This window comes from Pseudoclavibacter sp. RFBJ3 (genome assembly GCF_002931375.1).
Taxonomy (GTDB): domain Bacteria; phylum Actinomycetota; class Actinomycetes; order Actinomycetales; family Microbacteriaceae; genus Pseudoclavibacter.
This window is the reverse complement of sequence record NZ_PSXZ01000009.1, coordinates 277,472-301,673: the sequence shown is the minus strand read 5'-3', so window position 1 is coordinate 301,673 and position 24,202 is coordinate 277,472. Positions and strand designations below refer to the sequence as shown.

The window sequence follows — 24,202 nt, the reverse complement described above, 5'->3', positions numbered from 1 at the left end:
CAGTCTGATCGGCGCGGCGGGTCGGGGTCTCCCCGCCGCCGCGCCGCAGCAGCGAGCACCGTGGAGGGCTAGGCTAGGCAGGTGACTGAGATCGAGATCGGCCGCGCAAAGCGAGCCCGCCGCGTGTACTCCTTCGACGATGTGGCCATCGTGCCATCGCGGCGAACCCGTGACCCGGAGGACGTGTCCATCACGTGGAAGATCGACGCATTCACGTTCGATATCCCGCTCATCGCAGCCCCTATGGACTCGGTGATGTCGCCCGAGACCGCGATCGGCTTCGGCAAGCTCGGCGGCCTCGGCGTGCTCGACCTCGAGGGCCTGTGGACTCGCTACGACGACCCGGCCCCGCTACTCGCGCAGATTGCTGATCTGCCGGCGAAGCAGGCGACGGCCAAGCTGCAGGAGATCTACCGGGAGCCGGTCAAGGGCACGCTCATCAAGGAGCGCCTGCAGCAGATCCGCGAGGCCGGAGTGCCGGCCGCCGGCGCACTCTCCCCGCAGCGCACGCAGCAGTTCATGGACGATGTGCTCGAGGCCGGCACCGACCTGTTCGTCATCCGCGGCACGACCGTCTCCGCAGAGCACGTGTCTCGCAACCAGGAGCCGCTCAACCTCAAGCAGTTCATCTACGAGCTCGACGTTCCCGTCATCGTCGGCGGTGCGGCGACCTACACGGCAGCGCTGCACCTCATGCGCACCGGTGCCGCTGGAGTGCTCGTCGGCTTCGGCGGGGGAGCAGCCTCGACCACCCGTCGGGTGCTCGGCATCCACGCACCCATGGCGACGGCCATCGCCGACGTCGCTGGCGCGCGGCGCGACTACCTCGACGAGTCCGGCGGACGCTACGTGCACGTCATCGCCGACGGCGGCATCGGCACCTCCGGCGACCTCGTGAAGGCCATCGCGTCCGGCGCGGACGCCGTCATGATCGGTGCCGCGCTCGCGCGTGCCACCGACGCCCCGGGTCGCGGCTGGCACTGGGGTGCCGAGGCACGCCATGAGAAGCTCCCGCGCGGCAACCGCGTGCAGGTCGGCCAGGTCGCGCCCATGGCGGAGATCGTCGCCGGCCCCGCCGAGAGCGCCGACGGCATCTCGAACCTCACCGGCGCGCTCCGCCACTCGATGGCGACGACCGGCTACTCGGGGCTCAAAGAGTTCCAGCGAGCCGAGATGGTCGTCGCGCCCTACACGCCGACCGCCTGATCAGGACGACTGAGCCGCCTGACGGCTTGGCCGAAGGTTGAGCGTCCAGACTTCCCCCACAAGCAGCAACTGAGAACGAGGAGCAGGTTATGGCGAACAGCGTCTCTCGAAGCGACAAGCTCGGCCCCCAGGAACGCGCGGCGGCTATCGAGTCCCTCAAGACCAAGAACCTCGACGTGCTCGTCGTCGGTGGCGGCGTGGTCGGCGCAGGTGCGGCGCTCGACGCCGTCACGCGCGGCCTGAGCGTCGGCATGGTCGAGGCGCGGGACTTCGCGTCCGGCACGTCCAGCCGCTCGTCGAAGCTCATCCACGGTGGCATCCGCTACCTCGAGCAGATGGACTTCGGGCTCGTGCGCGAGGCGCTCCTCGAGCGCGGGCTGCTGCTGCAGCGCCTCGCGCCGCACCTGGTCAAGCCCATCCGCTTCCTCTACCCGCTGAAGAACCCGCTCGAGCGGTTCTACATCGGGGCCGGGATGCTCATGTACGACCTCTTCGCGAAGACCGGCGAGGTGCGTCCCGGTGTGCCGATGCACCGCCACTACACCCGCGGCCAGGTCGCGAAGATGTCGCCTGGGCTCTCCAAGAACGCCTTCTCCGGCGGTCTCACGTACTACGACGCCGGCGTCGACGACGCTCGCTTCGTCGCCGTTCTCGCCCGCACCGCATCGTTCTACGGGGCGCACGTCGCTCCGCGAGTGCGCGTCGAGGGCTTCCTGAAGGTCGGACAGCGCGTCGTCGGCGCGCAGGTCGTCGACCTCGAGACCGGCGAGCGGTTCGAGATCCGCGCCAAGCAGGTCGTCAACGCGACCGGCGTGTGGACCGATGACACGAACAAGATGGTCGGCGAGCGCGCGTCGTTCCGCGTCCGCGCGTCCAAGGGCGTGCACCTCGTCGTCCCACGCGACCGGTTCCAGTCCGCGTCAGGGCTCCTGCTGCGCACGGAGAAGAGCGTGCTCTTCGTCATCCCGAACGGCCGTCACTGGATCATCGGCACGACCGACACCGACTGGAAGCTCGACAAGGCGCACCCGGCGGCGACGGCCGCCGATATCGACTACATCCTCGAGCACGTCAACGAGGTCCTCGCGGTGAAGCTCACGCGTGCCGATGTCGAGGGCGTGTACGCCGGGCTCCGCCCGCTGCTCTCCGGCGAGTCGGAGGAGACGTCGAAGCTCTCGCGCGAGCACATGGTGGCGCACTCGGTGCCGGGCCTCGTGCTCATCGCCGGCGGCAAGTACACGACCTACCGCATCATGGCGCAGGACGCCATCGACGCCGCGGCCGACGCCCTCGACGGCAAGATCCCCGCCTCCACGACGAAGGACATCCCGCTGCTCGGCGCCGTCGGCTACAAGGCCGCCTGGAACCGCCGCGGCAAGATCGCCCGCGCCTTCGGCCTCCACCGCGTGCGCATCGAGCATCTCCTCAACCGCTACGGAACCCTGACGGACGAGATCCTCGACCTCATCCGCCAGAACCCGCAGCTGGCCGAGCCGATGCCGGGTGCCGACGACTACCTGCAGGCGGAGATCACGTACGCCGCGACGCACGAGGGTGCCCTGCACCTCGACGACGTGCTCGCGCGACGCACGCGCATCTCGATCGAGGCGTGGGACCGCGGCATCTCGGCCGCGCCCGTCGCCGCGCGGCTCATGGCGGAAGCTCTCGGCTGGGACGAGGAGCGCACGCAGCGCGAGATCGACACCTACGTCGAGCGCGTCGCAGCGGAGCTCGCGAGCCAGGAGCAGCCCGACGACGAGTCGGCGGACCGCATCCGCCTCGAGGCGCCTGACATCGACTCCGTGCTGGGTCACGCCGGCGACAACACGCCGTTCGGCACGGCCCCGTCGCTGCCGATGATCGAGGTCGACGAGACCGTCGACGTCGAGGCGGCAACCGTCAAGGCGGAGTCGAAGGACGCTCAGAAGTCGTAATGTCCGCAGCTGTCCGCGCCCAGGCCGCGCCGCCGTCGATGGGTCGAGTGCTTGTACGCCCCAAGTGGCTGGGTGTCCTTGCGCTCGCCCTCGTCGTCGCGTCGATCTTCGCGTGGCTCGGGCGCTGGCAGCTGGAGTCCGCGTTCCTGTCGCTGGAGCATGGGCGCACCGTCGCCGAGGAGGCCACGCAGCCTCCCGTCGGCCTCGGTGAGCTAGCTCAGCCCCAGAAGCGCGTGGCCGATGCCGCCGTCGGGCGTCAGGTGACGTTCGAGGGCGCTGTGGACGCGCGCGACTTCGATGTCGTCGCCGATCGTCTCCAGGGCGAACTGCTCGGCTACTGGGTGATCGGGCACGTCGCCGTCACCGACGACGGGGCCGGCGCATCCTCGGATGCCGCTGTCGCACCGGGTCTCGCCGTCGCGCTCGGGTGGACCGAGGACGAGGCCTCCGCTCGAGAGCTCGTCACGGCGCTGCAGGGCTCGGGGCGAGGCGCAGAGCTTCCGCTCTCCGGCAGACTCGAGTACGGCCAGGCGCCGCAGGTGAATCGCGGCGAAGACGCGCAGGCGCTCATCTCCATGGCCCCGACGCACCTCATCAACCGCTGGGTGGAACCGGCGGCCCAGAACTACGGCATCTACGTGAGCCTCGACGAGGCGTCGATGCAGGCTGTCCTCGGGGAGTCCGCGAGTGCCGCCCCGCTCGACGCGATCACGCCGCAGGCGCTCGAGGCCCCGCAGCTGAACTGGCTGAACATCTTCTACGCCATCGAGTGGGTGCTCTTCGCGGGGTTCGCGATCTTCATGTGGTGGCGCCTCGCTCGCGACGAATACGAGAAGGAGCGACGTGAGGCCGCCGAGGCTCCCAGTGTGCTGGCCGAGCAGCTCAAGCGCGACCGGCTGAAGGCCATGCTGGACGAGCGAACGAAGCGCGAGGCCGTTCGCCTAGACTAGAGGTCATGCCTCACGACGCCCTTCTGACTGCCAACCCCGGTTTCCGACGGGCGCTCCGCTTCTATCAGGTGACGGCCTACGTGACCGGCATCCTCCTCCTGCTGCTGTGCGTCGAGATGTTCCTCAAGTACGTCTTCCACCTCGAGGTCGAGGCGTTCGGCCCGTTCGGGGTCATCGCGCTGGTCCAGGAGGACACGACGACGGCGCTCAACCTGAGCCTCTGGGTGCTCATCGTCCACGGCTGGTTCTACGTCGTGTACCTCATCGCCTCGTATGTGCTGTGGCAGCAGATGCGCTGGCCCATCGTGTGGCTGATCGCCATGGCTGCCGGCGGCATCGTCCCGTTCCTGTCGTTCATCACGGAGTGGTTCATGTCGCGCCGGGCGAAGCGCGACCTCGTGCTCCGCGAAGAGCAGCGACTCGCCGAAGCCGGCGAGGAGCAGCAGCTGCGTGCGTTCGAGGCGAGCCTGAGCGAGGCAGAACGCGAACAGCTCGACGCCGATGTGCAGCAGTCGCTCGCCGAGCACCAGCGCCGCACGAAGTAGCCCCCACACCACCGCAGTCGCACCGAGTTCTCTCCGCACCACCCGAAAGGTGTCCATGGCAACCACCGACCAGCAGGCCACAGACCAGCGCCCAGTGCTCGTCGTCGATTTCGGCGCGCAGTACGCGCAGCTCATCGCGCGGCGTGTCCGCGAGGCGAGCGTCTACTCGGAGATCGTGCCGCACACGATCTCGGCAGAAGAGGTCGCCGAGAAGAACCCCGTCGGCATCATCCTCTCCGGCGGCCCCTCCAGCGTGTACGCGGAGGAGGCGCCCTCCCTCGACTCCGGCATCCTCGAGCTCGGCGTTCCGACGCTGGGCATCTGCTACGGATTCCAGGTCATGGCGACGCAGCTCGGCGGCGAGGTCGCGAAGACTGGCCGTCGCGAGTACGGCTCGACGGCGGTCAAGCTCGAGGCCGGAGCTTCGACGCTCCTCGACGGCCAGCCGGGCGACCAGACCGTCTGGATGAGCCACGGTGACTCGGTGGCGCGCGCCCCCGAGGGCTTCACGGTGCTCGCGACGACCGAGGACACGCCTGTCGCGGCCTTCCAGAACACCGAGCGAGGGCTCTACGGCGTGCAATGGCACCCCGAGGTGCTGCACTCTGAGCACGGCCAGGCACTCATCGAGGGATTCCTGCACCGTGCGGCTGGCATCCCGAGCGACTGGACGCCCGCCTCGGTCATCGACGAGCAGGTCGCGCGCATCCGCGAGCAGGTCGGCGACGCCAAGGTCATCTGCGGACTGTCCGGCGGTGTCGACTCGGCAGTCGCAGCCGCCCTCGTGTACAAGGCCGTCGGCAGCCAGCTCACGTGCGTCTTCGTCGACCACGGCCTTCTCCGTCAGGACGAGCGCCGCCAGGTCGAGGAGGACTTCGTCGATGCGATCGGCGTGCGCCTCGTGACCGTGGATGCGCGAGAGCAGTTCCTCACGGCGCTCGCGGGCATCACGGATCCCGAGGTGAAGCGCAAGGCCATCGGGCGTGAGTTCATCCGCAGCTTCGAGCAGGCAGAGGTCGACCTCATCAAGGAGGCCCAGGAATCGGGGGAGCGCATCCGCTTCCTCGTCCAGGGAACCCTGTACCCCGACGTGGTCGAGTCGGGCGGCGGCACCGGAACCGCGAACATCAAGAGCCACCACAACGTCGGCGGTCTCCCCGAGGACATGCAGTTCGAGCTCGTCGAGCCGCTGCGCACGCTGTTCAAGGACGAGGTGCGTGCGGTCGGCCGCGAGCTCGGTGTTCCCGAGCCGATCGTCGCACGTCAGCCATTCCCCGGCCCTGGCCTCGGCATCAGGATCATCGGCGAGGTCACCCAGGAGCGGCTCGACCTGCTCCGCGAAGCCGACGCGATCGTGCGTCAGGAGCTGACGGCCGCGGGGCTCGACACGGAGATCTGGCAGTGCCCGGTCGTCCTGCTCGCCGATGTCCGCTCGGTGGGCGTGCAGGGTGATGGGCGCACCTACGGCCACCCGATCGTGCTGCGTCCCGTGTCGAGCGAGGACGCCATGACGGCCGACTGGACCCGCCTGCCGTACGACCTGCTGGCCCGCATCTCGAACCGCATCACGAACGAGGTCGACGACGTGAACCGGGTTGTGCTCGACGTGACGTCGAAGCCGCCGGGGACCATCGAGTGGGAGTAGCTCTCGACGAGGGCTGAGGCGGACGGGGATGCACCATGTGCATCCCCGTTCGTTCATTTTGTGCCATCTGGTGAGAGATCTGCGCACTTTTGTGGCGGCGTTCGTCGAGCCCACGATGGTGACCCTCCGAGGGCGATACGCGGGGTGAAAACCTCCGGGCAATTGTGCCCGGACATAAATGCCTGGTAGTAGAGGTCAAAAACGGAGTAGACGAAAGGTTTTCGGTTTTTCGGTGGTCGATTCCGGATTTTCGAATCGGGATTTTTCGGCTCCACGCTCGTGAAAAGGCACACTCCACGGCGAAAGATGTTGCTGGCCAAGGTCGTTGGGTAGTGGCATGGTTGGGGTAATTCACGACTGGCAAGTTCCCCTTCAGTTCAGAGAGTTCGCGACATGGCGCCACGATTCCCCACCGATCCGCACCCCCAGGTACCGGCAGAGACGGGCGTGCTCCCGTCCCTGCCACGAGAGGAGCTGCCGTCCGGCCACCTCGTGGACCACGCGCTCCTCCAGGACGCCGCGAATCAGCTCGCAGAGGTGAATCCCGATCACGGTGTCTCCGTCGAGTACCAGGGTCAGTGGGTCTCCGTCATGCCCGGGGAGCACATCGAGATCGGTCGCGACGCCGACATCCGGCTCGACGCCAACCCGTTCCTGCACCGCAAGCTCCTCCGCATCTCCGCGAAGGACGGGCTCTGGTTCGTGGCCAACATCGGCACGAGGATGACGCTCAGCGTCGTCGACGGCTCTGGGCGAGTGCAGGCCAGGCTCCTCCCTGGCGGGCGGATCCCGGTCGTCTTCGAGCGCACGAGCATCCACTTCTCGGCGGGCGAGCGCCACTACGAGGTGAAGATCCACGCGGTCTCACCTGTCTACATGGACCTTCCCGCAGGCTCCGGCTCCACGGTGGAGGCTCCAGGACGCGAGGCCAGCCACATCGCGCTGACGCCCGCGCAGCGGCTCCTGCTCCTCGCCCTCTGCGAATCGGTGCTGCTTCGAGGTGAGAAGGGGCTCGGCGACATCCCCACGAGCGCCCGAGCAGCTGAGCGGCTCGGCTGGACCGTCACCGCCTTCAACCGCAAGCTCGACAATGTCTGCGAGAAGCTCGACCGCGTCGGCGTCGAGGGGCTCCGGGGAGGGGCACGCTCTTACGCGACCAACCGGCGCGCTCGCCTCGTCGACTACGCCGTGCGCAATCGTCTCGTCTCCGAGGACGAGCTCTACCTCCTCGACATCGACCCGGAAGCGGGGATCGACGACCGGACGCTGCCTGCGCGGCGGTAGCCGCAAGCCCGCCCGAACGACAGAATGGCCGCTCCGGAAGGAGCGGCCATTCTGTGTTTCGACGACGTGCTGCGCTAGTTGTTGCCGCGCAGGATCGCGAGGACGCGGATGATCTCGACGTAGATGAAGACGACGGTCGAGACGAGGCTGTAGGCACCGATCCAGCCGTACTTGCGGGGAGCTCTGCCTTCGACGCCGTTCTTGATGAGCTCGAAGTCCATGACCAGCATGTACGCGCCCATGAGGACAGCGAAGATGCCGAGGATGACGCCGAGCGGGATGCCGAAGACCTCCATGGAGCGCATGCCCCAGGGGCCGGCAGCGCTCTGGAAGCCGAACATCATCATGCCGAAGTTGATGAGCGAGAAGAGCGCGTAGCCGAGCATGGCGACGAGCACGATCTTCGTCATACGGGGCGAGGTGCGGACCTTGCCGAAGCGGAACAGCACGAGCGTCACGGCGACCACGGAGAACGTCGCGAGGACGGCCTGCATGGCGATGCCCGGGTACAGCTGCTCGAGGATCGAGGAGAGCCCGCCGACCAGGAGGCCCTCAGCCGCCGCGAAGGCGAAGATGAGGCCGGTCTTCGGCTCGCGCTGGAACGCCAGCACCAGCGAGAGCACCAGGGCGCCGATGGCGCCGATGATCATCAGCATGGGGACGAACCACGCGACCGCTGCCGCGACGAGCACGATGCCGAAGAGGCCCGCGGTCTTGGCGATGGTGTCCTCGTAGGACATCCGGTCCATCTGGTCGGGGCTCGCAGGGGGTGCCTGGAACTGCGCGTTCAGCTGCTCTGCCGTGAGGGGCGCGGGAGGCTGCTGACCGTGTGTCGGCGCGGACTGCGCCCTCCCGAATTGGGGAGCGGTGGGCGCCTGGCCGAACTGTTGGCCGTGCTGCCTGCGTGCCTCCCCGTTGAAGTAAGGGTTGCGTTCTAGCGCGGAATTCGCCATGGCTGTCCGTGAGTCCGTTCTGTCTCGAAGGTCAAGATGCCCGCCGTAGACGGGGTTGCCGGGATTCTAGCGAAAGAGTTCGTGAATCCAGCCTGGAGCTGTGCGCCGTCAGCGGACACTCGGCGAGCGAGGTGCGCTCGCGCGTGCATCCCGGCCGGTGCCGAGGAGGATGCGCGGAAGCAGCAGGAACGCGCCGAGCACGATCGATGCGACCACGACGAACGCCGTCTCCGCCGTGTCTCCGACGAGGAGGCGAAGCAGCATGCCGCCACCGACGGTGACGACCCAGATGAACGCTCCGGACGGGAGCGGACGCCACGGCCTCCACCTGAACAGCGTCACGAGCACCCAGCCGACCAGGAGCGCGAGCACAAACGGCCAGCCCGTGGTCACGATGCCGGCCAGGGACAGCCCCTCGGAGTGACTCATGCGCCCGATGACCGCGAAGACCACGACGAGCAGGAGATCCACGATGAGTGGGATCGCGTAGCCGCCGCCAGCGCGATAGATCGAACGAGTACGCCGCATGACACCAACGGTACGCCGGGGTACGACATACTGCGCGCGTGAACGCGCCCATTCACCAGACCTCGCCCCTCCTCATCGGCCACAGAGGGGCTCCAGCCCATCTCCCTGAGCACACCATCGACGGCTACCTCCTGGCCCTGCGGCAGGGGGCCGACGCGCTGGAGCCGGATGTGGTCCCGACCCGCGACGGGGTGCTCCTCGTGCGGCATGAGCCCCTGCTCGGCGAGAGCACCGACATCGGGGCAAGAGCCGCCGAGTTCGGCCCCGCTCGGCGAGCGTGGACGCCGGACGGCACGGTCACCGACTGGTTCGCCCACGACTACACGTGGGAGCAGCTGCGCACGCTGAACGCTGTGGAGCGAATCCCGGGCCTCCGCCCTGCGAACACCGCGTTCGACGGGCAGCTGCCGATGCTCCGGCTCCGCGAGCTCGTCGAGCTCCTCGCCGAGCGGCGGACGAACGCGGGCCAGCGGCCTCGCCTCGTGATCGAGCTCAAGCACGCGAGCTGGTTCCGTGCGCTCGGCTTCGACCTCGTCGAGCTCCTCGACAGGGAGCTCGCCGGTCTCTGGGGCTCGCCCGTGCTCGACGCCCTCGTGCTCGAGAGCTTCGAAGGGGAGGTGCTGCGCGAGGTGCGGCGACGCGGCGTGGCCGAGGGGGCATCCCTCGTCTATCTCATCGACAGCGAGGGCGTTCCCGACGACCGGCGGGTCCGAGACGGCGCTGTGGCTCTCGACTACGCGAGCGATCTCACCGACCGGGGGCTGGATGCGGTCGCGGAGTGGGCGGACGGCATCAGCCCGAGCCACCTGCTGCTCGGGATCGCGGATGAGGCAGGCGCGGTGCATCCGGAGGCGGGGCTGAGCCTGGTCGGCCGCGCCCACGCGAGGGACCTGCGGGTGTTCACGTGGACGCTGCGGCCAGAGGACCACTTCCTGCCTCCCGCGCTCGCGGGCAGACCGGAGGCCTACTGGCGCGGCATCCTGCGGACCGGCGTCGATGGGGTCTTCGCGGATGCGCCCGGTCGTGTCCGGGCGCTGATCGACGAACTCCACCCGACTCGGTGAGGCAGCCCAGACGAGAGAAGCGCCAGGCGACAGAGGTGCCAGACGACAGAGGTGCGAGAGATGCAGGCTCCCGGTGCGGGGAGCCTGCATCTCTCACACCTCTCTGGCGCTCGGGTCGGGAGTCAGGCCTTCGCGGAGACCCTGTCGAGCGTCTTCAGCTCGTCGTCGCTGAGCTTGAGCGTGAATGCGTCGGTGATGAGCGGCAGCTGCGCGGCCGTGCGCGCGCTTGCGATCGGCGCCACGACGCCGGGCTGAGCGGCGAGCCACGCGAGCGCCACGGTGCCCGGCTGGGTGTCGTGGCTCTTCGCGATGGTGGCGACCGCATCCGCGATCGCGTAGCCGTGGTCGTTCCGGTACTGCTCGACCGAGCTTGCGCGGGCCGACTCGACCTCGACGTCCCTGCGGTACTTGCCGGTCAGGAAGCCGTGCGCCAGCGCGAAGTACGGAACGACGCCGATGCCGGCCTCGCGGGCCAGCGGCAGCAGCTCGCCTTCGATGTCGCGCTCGAGGAGGTTGTACTCGGGCTGCAGGGCCGTCGGCTGGTGCAGGCGACCGTTCTCGACCGCCGCGAGCCACTCGCGCAGCCGAGGCGGCGAGTAATTCGAGACGCCGATGGCCGTGATCTTGCCGGCGTCGACAAGCTCGGAGAACACGGCGGCGGTCTCGGCGATGGGCGTCTCCGGGTCGTCGCGGTGCGCGTAGTAGAGGTCGATCCGCTCGACACCGAGGCGCTCGAGGCTGTCGTCCACGGCAGCGCGAACGTTGTCGGCGCTGAGACCCGGCCGCTTCGCGAACTGCGCGACCTTGGTCGCGATGACAAGATCCTCCGGGCGACCGCGCGAGCGGAGCCACTCGCCGATGATGGTCTCGGATTCCGCGCCCGAGTTGCCAGGAACCCAGGCAGAGTAGACGTCGGCGGTATCGATGAAGTTGCCGCCGGCCTCGACGTAGGCGTCCAGGATCGCGAACGACTCGTCGCGGTCGGCCGTCCAGCCGAAGACGTTGCCGCCGAGGGCGACGGGAGAGACGGAGAGCGTCCCGCCGAGCGCGCGACGGGCGGGGGAGAGCTGCGTGGTCAAGGTGATTCCCTTCCGCGGCCTCCGCGATGTCGGTGGCCGCACCTACAATCAACGAGTCATGACGCTACTGCCACCTGTCTTCGATCCCTCTGAAAACGACCTCCTCGACGGACTCAATCCGCAACAGAAGGAAGCCGTCACCTATCGCGGCCCCGCGCTGCTCATCGTGGCGGGCGCGGGCTCCGGCAAGACGCGGGTGCTCACCCACCGCATCGCCGGTCTCATCGCCTCCCGTGAGGCCTGGCCGAGCCAGATCCTCGCGATCACCTTCACCAACAAGGCCGCCGCCGAGATGCGCGAGCGCATCCAGCACATCGTGGGAGGTGCAGCGGATGGCATGTGGATCTCCACGTTCCACTCGGCCTGCGTGCGCATCCTGCGCCGGGAGGCCGACAAGTTCGGCTTCACGACGAGCTTCACGATCTACGACTCGGCCGACTCGAAGGCCCTCATCAAGCGCATCGTGAAGGCCCTCGAGGCCGACGTGCTCGGCTTCACCGTGTCGAGCGTGCAGTCGCGCATCTCGAAGCTGAAGAACGAGCTCACCGATGTCGACGGCTTCGCCCGCCAGGCCAACATGAGCGACCCGCGCGACGCGATGTTCCTCGACATCTACCGGCAGTACACCCAGTCGCTGCGTCGCGCCAACGCCTTCGACTTCGACGACCTCATCTCGCAGACGGTGTGGATGCTCCGCGCCTTCCCCGACGTCGCGGCCCAGTACCAGCGCCGGTTCCGCCACGTGCTGGTCGACGAGTACCAGGACACGAACCACGCCCAGTACTCGCTCATCCGTGAGCTCACGCGCTCGGTGGAGCCGCAGCACGTGCCGCACGACACCCGGATGGAACTCGACGCGAACGGCGGCATCCCTGGGGCCTCGCTCACGGTCGTCGGCGACTCCGACCAGTCGATCTACGCCTTCCGCGGCGCGGACATCCGCAACATCAGCGAGTTCGAGCGCGACTTCTCCGACGCGAAGGTGGTGCTCCTCGAGCAGAACTACCGCTCCACGCAGAACATCCTCTCGGCCGCCAACGCGGTCATCCGCAACAACTTCGACCGCGTCGACAAGAAGCTGTGGTCCGACGGAGGCGAGGGGGCGAAGATCGTCGGCTTCACTGGCTTCTCCGCCCACGACGAGGCCCAGTTCGTCGCGGATGAGATCCACAAGCTCCGCGACGCCGGCCAGAGCTACAACGACATGGCCGTCTTCTACCGCACCAACGCGCAGACGCGCGCGCTCGAGGAGATCTTCATCCGCTCCGCCGTGCCCTACCGCCTCGTCGGCGGCACGAAGTTCTACGAGCGCGCCGAGATCAAGGACCTCATCGCGTACCTCACGGCCCTCGTCAACCCGGCCGACGAGATGTCGACGAGGCGCATCCTGAACTCCCCGAAGCGGTCGATCGGACCGGCGACGGAGACCGCGATCTGGGACTTCGCGAACCGGTACGACATCACGTTCCGCGACGCCATGCGCCGCGCGGGCGAGCTCGGGCTCGGACCGAAGGTCACGGGTGCCATCGCGCAGCTCGCCAAGCTGCTCGACGACGCGACCGCCGGCCTCGACATCGACGCGCCGACCGGACGCAAGACGGTGAGCCAGACGCTGAAGACCATCGTCAAGGGCACCGGCTACCTCGAGAAGCTCCTGCAGACCGGCAACCCCCAAGACGAGGCCCGCGCCGAGAACGTCGAGGAGCTCATCTCGGTGGCCGCCGAGTTCGACAAGAACAACGCGGGCGGCTCCGTCATCGACTTCCTCACCGACGTCGCCCTCGTCGCAGCCGCCGACGACCTCATCGACGAGTCCGGGGCCGTCGTGCTCATGACGCTCCACACCGCGAAGGGGCTCGAGTACGACTCGGTCTTCATCACGGGAGTCGAGGAGGAGCTGCTGCCCCACCGCATCGCCGCAGACGAGCCAGGCGGTCCGGCTGAGGAGCGACGCCTCTTCTACGTCGGCATCACGCGTGCGCGCAAGCGCCTGCACCTCTCCCTCGCCATGATGCGCTCGCAGTTCGGTGAGACGGCAGCCGCGCTGCCGAGCCGCTACCTCCAGGAGATCCCGTCCGAGCTCATCGAATGGAGGGTCTCGCCGGGATCCGCCGCAGGCAGGGGCGGCTTCGAGCAGCGATCGGTGGCCTCCGCTCGCAAGCCGCTCGGCAGCGAGGGGTACGGGACCGCGGGCGGCTACGGGCGCAGCGCCGCCGATGCCGGCAGTGCGGGCTTCTCCAGCGCCGTGCGCTTCCGCGACTCCGACGCGGGTCGCGAGACCGCCCCGAAGGCCAAGCCGAAGCAGAAGTGGATCAACGAGGTCACCGGACAGATGCGCGACAACAGCGGCATGGAGCTCGTCGCCGGCGACCGCATCACGCACGTCGACTTCGGTGAGGGCACCGTGCGCGCGATCCTCGGCAGCGAGGCGAAGCGAATCGCTGAAGTCGACTTCGACAGCGCCGGCCGCAAGAAGCTGCTCGTGAAACTCGCTCCGATCGAGAAGCTGGGCAACTGAGGCCCCCGCTGGCACTAGGCTGGACGACGGACGTGTTTTGCCGGGCGGCGGGCACACACTGCCTGCCGGCGATGCGGTCCGCTCTGCAAATTCTGAAGGCTCGAGCGCGAGAATCCGAAGGCTCGGGCGAACGAACGCGACGACGCGTCGCGGATGGGATGAAACGTGGATCTCTTTGAGTACCAGGCGCGAGATGTATTCGACGCCCACGGTGTTCCAGTTCTCCAGGGACTCGTGGCCTACACGCCCGAGGAGGCGAAGGCCGCAGCCGAGAAGATCGGCGGCGTCACCGTCGTCAAGGCACAGGTCAAGGTCGGAGGCCGCGGCAAGGCTGGCGGCGTCAAGCTCGCCAAGACCCCCGACGAGGCGTTCACCGCAGCCGAGGCCATCCTGGGCCTCGACATCAAGGGCCACATCGTCGAGAAGGTCATGATCGCGCAGGGCGCGGACATCGACCAGGAGTTCTACTTCTCCGTGCTCCTCGACCGCGCCAACCGCTCGTACCTCGCCATGGCGAGCGTCGAGGGTGGCATGGAGATCGAGCAGCTCGCCGTCGAGAAGCCAGAGGCGCTCGCTCGCGTGGCCGTCGACCCGATCCGCGGCATCGACGCAGCCAAGGCCGAAGAGATCGCGCGCGCCGCGAACTTCCCGGAAGAGCTCGTCGCCAAGGTCGCTGACGTCTTCGTCAGACTCTACGAGGTGTACAACCAGGAAGACGCGACGCTCGTCGAGGTCAACCCGCTTGTCCTCACCAAGGGCGGCGACATCGTCGCTCTCGACGGCAAGGTCACGATCGACGAGAACGCCGAGTTCCGTCACGCCGACCACGTCGCGCTCGCCGAGGCAGCAGGCGGACTCGACCCGCTCGAGGTCAAGGCGAAGGCCCACGACCTCAACTACGTGAAGCTCGACGGCTCCGTCGGCATCATCGGAAACGGCGCTGGCCTCGTCATGTCGACGCTCGACGTCGTCGCCGGCGCAGGCGAGAAGCACGGCGGACAGAAGCCCGCCAACTTCCTCGACATCGGAGGCGGAGCATCCGCCGAGGTCATGGCCGCTGGTCTCGACGTCATCCTCGGCGACGAGCAGGTCAAGTCGGTCTTCGTGAACGTCTTCGGCGGCATCACCTCCTGCGACGCCGTCGCCAACGGCATCGTGGGCGCGCTCAACACGCTCGGCGACTCGGCCACGAAGCAGATCGTCGTCCGCATCGACGGCAACAACGTCGAAGAGGGTCGTCGCATCCTCGCCGAGGTGAACCACCCCCTCGTGACCGTCGTCGCCACCATGGACGAGGCAGCCGACAAGGCCGCCGAACTCGCCGCCCGCGCCTGAGTCGCCCGAAGAAAAGCAGAGAAGGAACAACAATGTCGATCTTCCTCGACGAGAACTCCAAGATCATCGTTCAGGGCATCACCGGCTCTGAGGGCTCGAAGCACGCCACGCGCATGCTCGAGGCCGGCTCCAACATCGTCGGAGGCACCAACCCCCGCAAGGCCGGGCAGACGCTCGAGCTCGCGGGCAAGGAACTCCCGATCTTCGGCACCGTGAAGGAGGCCATCGAGGCCACCGGCGCGAACGTCACCGTCATCTTCGTGCCGCCGGCCTTCGCCAAGGACGCCATCATCGAAGCCATCGACGCCGAGATCCCGCTTGCCGTCGCGATCACCGAGGGCATCCCGGTCAAGGACTCCTCCGAAGCCTGGTCGCACGCGCAGAGCGTCGGCAAGACGCGCCTCATCGGCCCGAACTGCCCAGGCATCATCTCCCCGGAGAAGTCGCTCGCCGGCATCACGCCCGCGAACATCACGGGCGCCGGCCCCATCGGCCTCGTCTCCAAGTCGGGCACGCTCACGTACCAGATGATGTACGAGCTCCGCGACCTCGGCATCTCGACCGCGATCGGCATCGGCGGCGACCCCGTCATCGGCACGACGCACATCGACGCCCTCGAGGCGTTCGAGGCCGACCCCGACACGAAGGCGATCGTCATGATCGGCGAGATCGGCGGAGACGCCGAAGAGCGTGCCGCCGAGTACATCAAGGCGCACGTGACCAAGCCCGTCGTGGGCTACGTCGCCGGCTTCACCGCCCCTGAGGGCAAGACCATGGGACACGCGGGCGCGATCGTCACCGGGTCCGCTGGTACCGCGCAGGCCAAGAAGGAGGCCCTCGAGGCTGCAGGCGTCCGCGTCGGCACGACGCCCACCGAGACCGCCAACCTCCTCCGCGAGGTCTACGCAGCGCTCTAGCGAGCAGCCGCAGAGCACGGCTCTGCACACGACGAAGTGGGCTGCAGCCCCGTGGAGACACGGGCTGCAGCCCATTCGTCTCACCGACGCGATGATCCCCCTCTCGCGGCGGGCACGTGAACCTGGCACCGCCGAGCGGTCGCCGTACCGAGATCTGAGACAGGATGCCCGTGACTCGACCCGAGTCGGCCCCAGCACGACAGAACTCTCACCCCGGCGCGCAGCCGGGCTCGAAGCCCGGAGGGCGTCCCGCGGCCCACTCCGGTGGACACCAGGGCGGCCGCCCTGGCGGCCGCCCTGGCGGCCATCCGGCTGCCGCGGTTCCGCTCGACGCGCGCGTCGTCGGTGCGACCCCGAGGGCGAGGATCGCAGTGCCCCTGGCACTCGGCTGGCTGCAGGCCCTGGCCCTGGCCGGAGTCCTGCTGCTCGTCGGAGGAGCACTCGACGGCATCCTCGCGGGGGAGGTGCCGAACGCGAGCAGCGTCATCCTCATGGGCGCTCTGGTCGTGGCGACCGCCGCTGCCGCCGCGGTCTCGACGGTCACGGTCCAGCGCAGCAAGAACTCGACCGAACGTGCTCTGCGCCGGCTTCTTGTCGGCCAGCTCTTCGCCGTCGGGCCGCTGGCCCTCGGCCGGGAACGCACTGGCTCCCTCGTCAGCACGGCCACCGCCTCGATCGACCGGGCATCCGCCTACCGGGCTGGATTCCTCGGGCCGATCATCGCGTCGCTCACGACGCCGCTCCTCGTGCTGGCGGTCATCGCCGTCGCCATCGACCCGCTCACCGCTGGCCTCCTGCTGCTGCTCGTGCCGCTCATCCCGCTCATCATCATCGGGGTCCAGCGCGCGTTCCGTTCATCGACTGGCGCGTACCGGCGCAGCGCGGGTCAGCTCTCGGCGGCTTTCCTCAGCGCCATCCAAGGCCTCACGACCCTGACCCTCAACCGAGCCGCCGCGCGGACGGGTGAGGACCTGCGCGAGCGAGGTGAGCAGAACAGGCGCCGGGTCATGCGGCTGCTCGCCGGCAACCAGGTGCTCATCCTGGCGGTCGACGCCGTCTTCTCGCTCGCCATGATCACGGGCGCGGCGGGTCTTGCCGTCTGGCGACTCGGGGACGGCGCCATCACGCCGGGTCAGGCCGCGGCCCTGGTGCTGCTCTCGACCCTGCTGACGGGGCCCGTCGACATCGTCGGCCAGTTCTTCTACATCGGCATGACGGGTCGCAACGCCGAGCGGGAGCTGAGCGCCGCGGTCGCCGCTCGGCCCGTGTCCGACAGCGCGGCACCGGCTCCCGCCGGATCAGGCGGGGTGGCCGCGCTCGAGCTGCGCGGCGTCACCGCAGGCTACGAGCGAGGGCAGGCGGTGCTCTCGGAGTACTCGCTGCGCATCGAGCCCGGGGAGCGCGTCGTCATCACCGGCCCGAGCGGTTCGGGCAAGTCGACGCTCCTGACCCTGGCCCAAGGGCTCCTCGCACCTCGTGAGGGCATCGTGCTCGTCGGGGGAGAGCCAGCAGGCAGCTCACCGGCGCGGGCCGCGCTCGCCGTCGTCGAGCAGACCACGTTCCTCTTCACCGGCACCGTCGCCGACAACCTCCGAGTCGCGAAGCCCGATGCCAGCGACGACGAGCTGTGGGCTGCCCTCGCCGCGGCGGAACTCAGCGAAGACCTCGAGCGGTCCCCGGACGGCCTCGCGACGCAGGTCGGCGAGAGCGGTCTCTCGATCTCGGGCGGGCAGGCGCAGCGCGTCGCCATCGCCCGGGCGTTCCTGCGCGATGCGAGCGTGCTGCTCCTCGATGAGCCGACCGCGCAGGTCGACCTGCGCTCGGAGCGCCTCATCACGCGTGCGCTCGCGAAGCTGGCCGAGGGGCGAACGGTGGTCATGGTCTCGCACCGGCCGACCAGCATCCTGGCAGCCGACAGGGTCGTCACGCTCGAGGCGACAGCGACAGCGACCGCATCGAGTCATTCTGCGGCCGCCGACGGTTCCCCCTCGGGGCCACCGCAGCACCCTGGCCACCCACACGGAAGGGGAGCGCGACGATGACCGCCGCATCCACTGCGCTCGACACTCGCCAGCCCACCAGGCCCCAGCTCGTCACCTGGCTGCTGCGCCAGACGGCGCCGCTGCTCTGGCCGCTGGCCCTCGCGACCGTGCTGCGGATCGTCGGCCAGCTCGCTGGCATCGCCATCCTGGTCGTCGCGATGCTCGGCGTCTCGGGGGTGCTGTCGCTTGCCGGCACGATCTGGACGATGGTCGCGCTCGCGCTCGGCAAGGCCGTCCTGCGCTACCTCGAGCAGTTCAGCGGCCACTTCGTGGCCTTCGCCGCCCTCGCGCGTCTCCGGAACCTGTTCTACGCCAGGCTCGCGCCGCAGGCTCCCGCCGCGACCGAGGGCGCGGGTAGCGGCGAGCTGAGCGAACGCGGCACGCGCGACATCGACCGAGTCGAGGTGTTCTTCGCGCACACGGCACCGCCGGCGATCTCGGCCGTGGCTGTCCCCGTCACCGCGCTCATCTGGCTCGGCACCACTCAGGGCGCGGCGCTGGCCCTCGCCGTCGCGCCGTTCGTCGCCCTGGTCGTGCTGGTCATCCCACTGATCGGGGGGCGAGCAGGCTGGCGCGCCTCGCAGGAGACCGTCGCCGCGAAGGGCGTCGTCGCCCAGCACGTCAGCGACTCCGTCCAGGGCGTGCGCGAGGTGCTCGCCTTCGAGCACGCCGAGGCTCGCCTCGCGGACATGGATGCGCGCGGCGAGTCGGGGGCTCGCGCCTCCGCGTTCGCCTCCCGCGTCGCCGCGCTCCGCGGTGGACTCGTCGTGCTGCTCCAGTGGGCCTCAGTGCTCGCGGTGCTGCTCGTCGGGGGCACTGGCGTCGTGACCGGGAGCCTCGGCTACGAGCAGCTGCTCGTCGCGCTCGCGGTCGCCGTCGGGCTCTTCGTGCCGACCCGCGCCGTCGAGAGCTTCGTGACCGACCTCAACGCGTCGTTCGCGAGCGCCGCTCGCCTCTACGAGGTCATCGAGCGGCCGCCCTTGGTGACGGATGCGCTCGCCGACAGTGCGTCGAAAGTCCAGCCCGCTCGAACCGACGTCGATGAACCCCAGCCGAACTCGGTGGCGCTCGCCTTCGAGGGCGTGACGTTCGCGTACCCGGTCACGGGCGGCTCGACCTCCGCTGCACCGAGGACGGTGCTCGATCGGGTCTCCTTCGAGCTGCGCGCGGGCGAGCACCTCACCGTGGTGGGGCCGTCCGGCAGCGGCAAGTCCACGATCGCGTCGCTCGCCCTCCGCTTCTGGGACCCGGATCTCGGGTCGGTGTCGCTGGCCGGCAGTCGTTACGGTGCTCCGCGACCCCTGCAGCGCATCCCGCTCGACGAGCTGCGCACCCGGATCGCACTCGTGCCACAGCGTCCGTACCTGAGCGACGGCACGGTAGGGGAGAACGTGGCGCTCGCCCGACCTGACGCGAGTGACGACGAGATACTCAAGGCTCTGCGCGTCGCGGCCCTCGACGAGTGGGTGCGCGAGCAGCCGAAGGGGCTCGACACCCCGGTGCGGGAGCGCGGCGGCGGACTGTCTGGCGGGCAGCGGCAGCGCGTCGCGATCGCACGCGCCGTGCTGGCGAACCCGGAAGTGCTTGTGCTCGACGAGGCGACGAGCGCGCTCGACGGTGCCACCGAGCGCACCGTCCGCGCGCGCCTCGCTGAGTGGGCAGGGCAGCGCAGCATCCTCGAGATCAGCCACCGGCTCGACACGCTCGACGACACCGACCGGGTCATCGTGCTCGACGCAGGTCGGGTCGTGGAGGAGGGGGCGCCCGACGGTCTCCGTGCCGCGGGAGGCCCGTTCCAGCAGCTCCTCGAGCGCTGACCTCCGCGCCGCCGAAGCGCGCGGCAGGAAGCACCTGATTGCTGTCAGCGCGAGGATGCGGGCCGTCTGATCTCGGAGGTCAGTCGGACCGGCCCGTGTCCGTTCGACCCGTGTCGTTGTCGCCGTGCTGCCGCAGCTCGAGCTCGATGAACGCCCCGATCATGGCGCGATAGCTCGCTTCGACGACCGCAGGGGAGCTCCCACCCTGTTCCGCCAGCGCCCGCACCTTCGCGATGACCTGCTCGACGCGCGCTGGAGCGCGCACCGCGCCAGTGTCCTGACCGCGCTTGGCGACCGCCGCGCGCTCCACCCAGCGCTGCCGCTCGCCGATGAGCTCCACGATTCGGGCATCGAGCGCATCGATGGCGCTTCGGATGTCCGTCATCTCGTGCGGGCCTGTTGATTCAGTCATTCCGGCAGGTTAGCGGCTATCGTCGGGGTGCTATGCCTCGCCCGATCACGTACCTGTACTCGGCCGTCGACGCGCTCGTCGCGGCTGCGGTCGGCCTCGGCGTCCCGCTGATCGCGGTCGTCGCGGTGCAGCTGGCGACGACGGGCTTCGGCAGCGACTTCGCCGCTGGCTTCGAGTATGCGGCGGCCATCTGGGCTCTCTCGCTCGGGGGTTCCGTGGGGGCGGTGCTCGACCCGAGCTCGGGTCTCCTGCCTGCCGGGAGCGAGGCGGTGAGCTTCACGCTGCGGGTCATGCCGCTGGGCCTCACGCTCATCACGGTGTGGCTGGCACACGTGACCGGGGTCCGCGTGCGTGCGGCCTCCGATCTCATCTGGCCCGGCCTCCTCCTCACCGCAGCGGTGTTCGCCGCCGCCGCCGCCGGGGTCTCGCTCGCGGCGAGCGCCCGTGGCCTGGACGTCGGCGTCTGGCAGACCGCCATCGTGGGTGCGGTCGTCTTCCTTGGCGCCGCGTTCGTCGGGGCGCGCGGATGGCAGGTCGCACCGTTCGGCTCGATCCTCTCGAACCTCGAGGAGCGCACACGGGCGTCCGTGTCTCAGGGACTGCGGGCGGCCGGGCTCATGGTCACCGGCATCCTCGGTGCTGGGGCGGTGCTGCTGCTCATCGCGGTCCTTCTGGGGCTCGCGAGCATCCTGGCGCTCTTCCAGTCGCTCCCGCTCGATGTGACGAGCGCGATCGTGGTGGGTCTCAGCCAGCTCGTGATCGCCGTGAACGGCATCGCCTGGTCTGCGGCGTGGATGCTCGGCTCGGGATTCGCGATCGGCACCGGTTCGCAGGTCACGCCCGTGGAGACGCTGGTCGGTCCCATGCCGGTTCTCCCGCTTCTCGGCGCCATCCCGGCCTCGCCGCCGGTGCTCGCGGTCTCGATCATCGCCGTTCCTGTCCTGGTCGGGCTTGCCGCGATGGTGGGGGTGCGGATGCACGCCCCGGCTGGTGCAGCCCGTGGCGTGTGGGCTCGCGTCTCCGTCGCGGTGATGGCGGCGGCGCTCGCAGCCATCGCGATCGGGATCCTCGCCCTTGCAGCTGGCGGCTCGGCCGGCCCTGGTCGCCTCGCGGAGATCGGCCCCTTCCCCCTGCTCACCGGCGCGAGCGCGTTCGGCACGCTTGCCCTCGGCGCCCTTGTCGGGGCGCTGGTGCCGCTCTCTGCCGAGCAGCTCGAGAACGACGACGAGGTCGACGAAGACGACGCCGAGGAAGTCGGCAGGGGCGACCGTGACGGACGAAAGAAGCACAGCCGCGCATCCGCCGGCACGCCGACTTCGACGCCGACGGGACGTGACCAGGCGAGCAGACCGCAGCCACGCGAGAAGGAGAGCACGTCACCGGCACGCGCAAGTGCTGCTTCCTCCAAGCGACGCTCACGACGGGATGGCACCGACGAACGCACCTGGGTCGCCGACGCCGTCTCGAAGCGCTTCGAGGACCCGGGTGAGGTCGAGAAGAAGCCCGGCACCGCACTCGAGGTGCGCACCGACGATCAGCCGGCCGAGCGGCAGACGTCCGAGATCCGCCGGGCGAAGCGGCTCAAGGTCGAGAACCCGCGCTACGACGACGAGCCGGACATCTACGCCGACATCGACCTCGACGACTGAGCGGGTCTGACCCGGGAGCCCCGACCGTGCGCAGCGATTAGACTGACCCGGTGCTCAAGGTAGTCGTCCTCATCTCCGGCGCGGGTTCGAACCTGCAGGCGCTGCTCGAGACACTCCGGACCTCCGCCGACTCCGCGTCGCCCATGGGCGCCGAGATCGTGGCGATCGGCGCCGATCGGCCTGCCGCAGGCCTCGCCCTCGCGCAGGAATTCGGCATCCCGTCGTTCGTGGTGCGGCCGAAGGACTTCGCCGACCGTGAGGCCTGGGGAGCGGAGCTGCTCGCGCAGATCCAGAGCTTCGAGCCAGACCTCACGCTGCTCTCCGGATTCATGCGGCTCGTGCCACCCGCCATGGTGGATGCGCTGGCCCCGCGTCTCCTGAACACCCACCCCGCGTACCTGCCCGAGTTCCCAGGCGCCCACGCCGTGCGCGACGCGCTCGAAGCCGGCGTGGCAGAGACGGGCGCCTCCATCATCATCGTCGACAACGGCGTCGACACCGGTCCGATCGTCGATCGCGTCCGCATCCCCGTACTCCCCGGTGACACCGAGGAGCTGCTCCACGGCCGCATCAAGGTCGCGGAGCGCCGTCTGCTGGAAGACACCGTCAGAGGCGTGGCCTCCGGCGAAATCGCACTCGAGGAAAGAGCCAACGCATGAGCAGCCCCGCTTCACACGAATCGCTGACCACCCTCGAGCGGATCGAGCCCAAGCGCGCGCTCGTGTCCGTGAGCGACAAGAGCGGCCTGCTCGAGCTGGCCTCAGGACTGCAGGCAGCCGGGGTCGAGATCGTCTCCACCGGCTCGACCGCGAAGACCATCCGCGAGGCGGGCTTCGACGTCACCGACGTGCAGCAGGTGACCGGGTTCCCCGAGTCGCTTGACGGTCGCGTCAAGACGCTGCACCCCGGCGTGCACGCCGGCATCCTCGCCGACCGGCGGATCGCCGACCACCTCCGCCAGCTCGAGGAGCTCGGCATCGAGCCGTTCGAGCTCATCGTCGTGAACCTCTACCCCTTCGTCGAGACGGTCGCCTCCGGGGCGGATGCTCCGGCGATCATCGAGCAGATCGACATCGGCGGCCCCGCCCTCGTGCGCGCCTCCGCAAAGAACTTCGCGAACGCCACGATCGTCACGTCGCCGAGCGACTACACCAGGGTTCTCGACGAGATCTCTGGCGGAGGTGTGACGCTGTCGACGCGTCGCGCGCTCGCCGCGGCCGCGTTCCAGCACACGTCGAGCTACGACCAGGCCGTCGGCGCGTGGTTCGCGTCGCACATCCTGGAGGTCGAGGCCGCTGGAGCCGCGGAGCCCGCCGCCGGCCCGGCGTCCGACGCGCTCCCGAGCTCCTTCACGATCGAGGGCGACCAGCTCGCCGTCCTCCGCTACGGCGAGAACTCGCACCAGGTCGCGGCCGTGTACGGGCGCGCCGACGGCCGGGGCATCGCCCAGGCCGAGCAGCTCCACGGCAAGGAGATGTCGTACAACAACTACGTCGACGCCGACGCGGCCCTCCGCGCGGCGTTCGACCACACCTCGCCGGCTGTCGCCATCATCAAGCACGCCAACCCGTGCGGCATCGCGATCGCGCCTGAAGGCCTCGCGCCGGCCGAGGCCATCGCCGAGGCCCACCGTCGTGCGCACGCCTGCGACCCGGTCAGCGCCTACGGCGGCGTCGTCGCTGCCAACCGCGAGGTCTCGCTCGAGATGGCGCAGACGCTCGCCAAGATCTTCACCGAGGTCGTCATCGCGCCGAGCTTTGCGCCAGAGGCGCTCGAGGCGCTGCGCGCGAAGAAGAACATCCGCCTCCTCCAGCTTCCCGCAGACCCGGCTCCAGAGGAGCGAGAGGTGCGTCAGATCTCCGGCGGCTTCCTCGTCCAGAGCGCAGACCGCTTCGAGCCGAGCGTGTCGCTCATCGAGAGCTGGACGCTCGTAGCCGGGGCCCCCGCCGCTGGGCAGACCGTCGAGGACCTCGAGTTCGCGTGGCGAGCCTGCCGCGCCGTGAAGTCCAACGCGATCCTCCTCGCCGCAGGCGGAGCCTCCGTCGGAGTCGGCATGGGGCAGGTCAACCGCGTCGACTCCTGCCACCTCGCCGTCTCGCGGGCGGGGGAGCGGGCCGCAGGGTCCGTCGCCGCGTCCGACGCGTTCTTCCCGTTCGCGGACGGCCTCGAAGTGCTGCTCGAGGCCGGCGTGAGCGCCGTCGTGCAGCCGGGCGGATCCATCCGCGACGAGGAGGTCATCGCGGCCGCCGAGAAGGCGGGCGTGACGATGTACTTCACGGGCGAGCGCCACTTCTTCCACTGATCCGCGCTGATCCGCGCGACTC

19 protein-coding genes are annotated in these 24,202 nt (G+C 69.2%); 15 read left to right on the top strand and 4 right to left on the bottom strand.

Features of this window, described 5'->3' with window-relative positions:
• Positions 1–81 precede the first annotated feature (81 nt).
• From C5E07_RS10720 to C5E07_RS10695, 6 genes are all read left to right on the top strand, one after another.
• Entirely contained in the window at positions 82–1,206 is a 1,125-nt protein-coding gene (locus C5E07_RS10720; protein ID WP_104299419.1) for a GuaB3 family IMP dehydrogenase-related protein, read from the top strand.
• Between the two features lie 89 nt (positions 1,207–1,295).
• On the top strand, positions 1,296–3,140 hold the full coding sequence (locus C5E07_RS10715; protein ID WP_104242604.1) for a glycerol-3-phosphate dehydrogenase/oxidase: 1,845 nt from the start codon (positions 1,296–1,298) through the stop codon (positions 3,138–3,140).
• Positions 3,140–4,090: an SURF1 family protein gene (locus C5E07_RS10710; RefSeq protein ID WP_104299418.1), complete on the top strand. Its 951-nt coding sequence runs from the start codon at positions 3,140–3,142 to the stop codon at positions 4,088–4,090. Before C5E07_RS10715 ends, C5E07_RS10710 begins: the two co-directional genes overlap by 1 nt.
• Positions 4,091–4,095: 5 nt before the next feature.
• Entirely contained in the window at positions 4,096–4,635 is a 540-nt protein-coding gene (locus tag C5E07_RS10705) for a DUF3817 domain-containing protein (protein ID WP_104299417.1), read from the top strand.
• A gap of 55 nt (positions 4,636–4,690) precedes the next feature.
• The gene (guaA, locus tag C5E07_RS10700; RefSeq protein WP_104299416.1) at positions 4,691–6,280 is read left to right on the top strand and encodes a glutamine-hydrolyzing GMP synthase; all 1,590 of its coding nucleotides are present in this window, start codon (positions 4,691–4,693) and stop codon (positions 6,278–6,280) included.
• A 393-nt stretch (positions 6,281–6,673) separates the two neighbouring features.
• A complete protein-coding gene (locus C5E07_RS10695; protein ID WP_258063882.1) occupies positions 6,674–7,564 on the top strand; it encodes a hypothetical protein in 891 nt (296 codons plus the stop codon).
• A gap of 74 nt (positions 7,565–7,638) precedes the next feature.
• Here C5E07_RS10695 and C5E07_RS10690 read toward each other — a convergent pair whose 3' ends face one another.
• On the bottom strand, positions 7,639–8,517 hold the full coding sequence (locus tag C5E07_RS10690) for a Bax inhibitor-1/YccA family protein (protein ID WP_104299415.1): 879 nt from the start codon (positions 8,515–8,517) through the stop codon (positions 7,639–7,641).
• Positions 8,518–8,625: 108 nt separating this feature from the next.
• A complete protein-coding gene (locus tag C5E07_RS10685; RefSeq protein WP_104299414.1) occupies positions 8,626–9,045 on the bottom strand; it encodes a DUF3054 domain-containing protein in 420 nt (139 codons plus the stop codon).
• Between the two features lie 38 nt (positions 9,046–9,083).
• On the opposite strand from C5E07_RS10685, the gene C5E07_RS10680 reads away from it, so the two are divergent.
• Positions 9,084–10,109 (top strand): glycerophosphodiester phosphodiesterase family protein, encoded by a 1,026-nt coding sequence (locus tag C5E07_RS10680; RefSeq protein ID WP_104242592.1) that lies wholly within the window; start codon positions 9,084–9,086, stop codon positions 10,107–10,109.
• A gap of 122 nt (positions 10,110–10,231) precedes the next feature.
• Here C5E07_RS10680 and C5E07_RS10675 read toward each other — a convergent pair whose 3' ends face one another.
• Entirely contained in the window at positions 10,232–11,188 is a 957-nt protein-coding gene (locus tag C5E07_RS10675; RefSeq protein WP_104299413.1) for an aldo/keto reductase, read from the bottom strand.
• A 58-nt stretch (positions 11,189–11,246) separates the two neighbouring features.
• Here C5E07_RS10675 and C5E07_RS10670 point away from each other — a divergent pair, with 58 nt between their 5' ends.
• From C5E07_RS10670 to C5E07_RS10650, 5 genes are all read left to right on the top strand, one after another.
• Positions 11,247–13,706: an ATP-dependent helicase gene (locus C5E07_RS10670; RefSeq protein WP_104242799.1), complete on the top strand. Its 2,460-nt coding sequence runs from the start codon at positions 11,247–11,249 to the stop codon at positions 13,704–13,706.
• Between the two features lie 165 nt (positions 13,707–13,871).
• Positions 13,872–15,041 carry an ADP-forming succinate--CoA ligase subunit beta gene (gene sucC / locus C5E07_RS10665; RefSeq protein ID WP_104299412.1) on the top strand — a complete coding sequence of 390 codons (1,170 nt, stop codon included), beginning with the start codon at positions 13,872–13,874 and terminating at the stop codon, positions 15,039–15,041.
• Positions 15,042–15,073: 32 nt separating this feature from the next.
• Complete coding sequence (gene sucD, locus C5E07_RS10660) at positions 15,074–15,958, top strand: succinate--CoA ligase subunit alpha (protein ID WP_068479974.1); 885 nt, start codon at positions 15,074–15,076, stop codon at positions 15,956–15,958.
• A 371-nt stretch (positions 15,959–16,329) separates the two neighbouring features.
• Entirely contained in the window at positions 16,330–18,000 is a 1,671-nt protein-coding gene (locus C5E07_RS10655) for an ABC transporter ATP-binding protein (protein ID WP_104299411.1), read from the top strand.
• On the top strand, positions 17,997–19,817 hold the full coding sequence (locus tag C5E07_RS10650; RefSeq protein ID WP_104299410.1) for an ABC transporter ATP-binding protein: 1,821 nt from the start codon (positions 17,997–17,999) through the stop codon (positions 19,815–19,817). The genes C5E07_RS10655 and C5E07_RS10650 overlap by 4 nt, the downstream gene beginning before the upstream one ends.
• Positions 19,818–19,896: 79 nt before the next feature.
• Here the strand turns inward: C5E07_RS10650 and C5E07_RS10645 are convergent, their stop codons facing one another.
• Positions 19,897–20,229 (bottom strand): chorismate mutase, encoded by a 333-nt coding sequence (locus C5E07_RS10645; protein ID WP_104299409.1) that lies wholly within the window; start codon positions 20,227–20,229, stop codon positions 19,897–19,899.
• 32 nt (positions 20,230–20,261) lie between these two features.
• Here C5E07_RS10645 and C5E07_RS10640 point away from each other — a divergent pair, with 32 nt between their 5' ends.
• The 3 genes from C5E07_RS10640 to purH are packed head-to-tail and all read left to right on the top strand — an operon-like array spanning position 20,262 to position 24,180.
• Positions 20,262–21,878 carry a DUF6350 family protein gene (locus C5E07_RS10640; RefSeq protein ID WP_104299408.1) on the top strand — a complete coding sequence of 539 codons (1,617 nt, stop codon included), beginning with the start codon at positions 20,262–20,264 and terminating at the stop codon, positions 21,876–21,878.
• A gap of 50 nt (positions 21,879–21,928) precedes the next feature.
• Positions 21,929–22,537: a phosphoribosylglycinamide formyltransferase gene (gene purN, locus C5E07_RS10635; protein WP_104299407.1), complete on the top strand. Its 609-nt coding sequence runs from the start codon at positions 21,929–21,931 to the stop codon at positions 22,535–22,537.
• Positions 22,534–24,180 (top strand): bifunctional phosphoribosylaminoimidazolecarboxamide formyltransferase/IMP cyclohydrolase, encoded by a 1,647-nt coding sequence (gene purH, locus C5E07_RS10630; protein ID WP_104299406.1) that lies wholly within the window; start codon positions 22,534–22,536, stop codon positions 24,178–24,180. Before purN ends, purH begins: the two co-directional genes overlap by 4 nt.
• Positions 24,181–24,202: the final 22 nt, after the last annotated feature.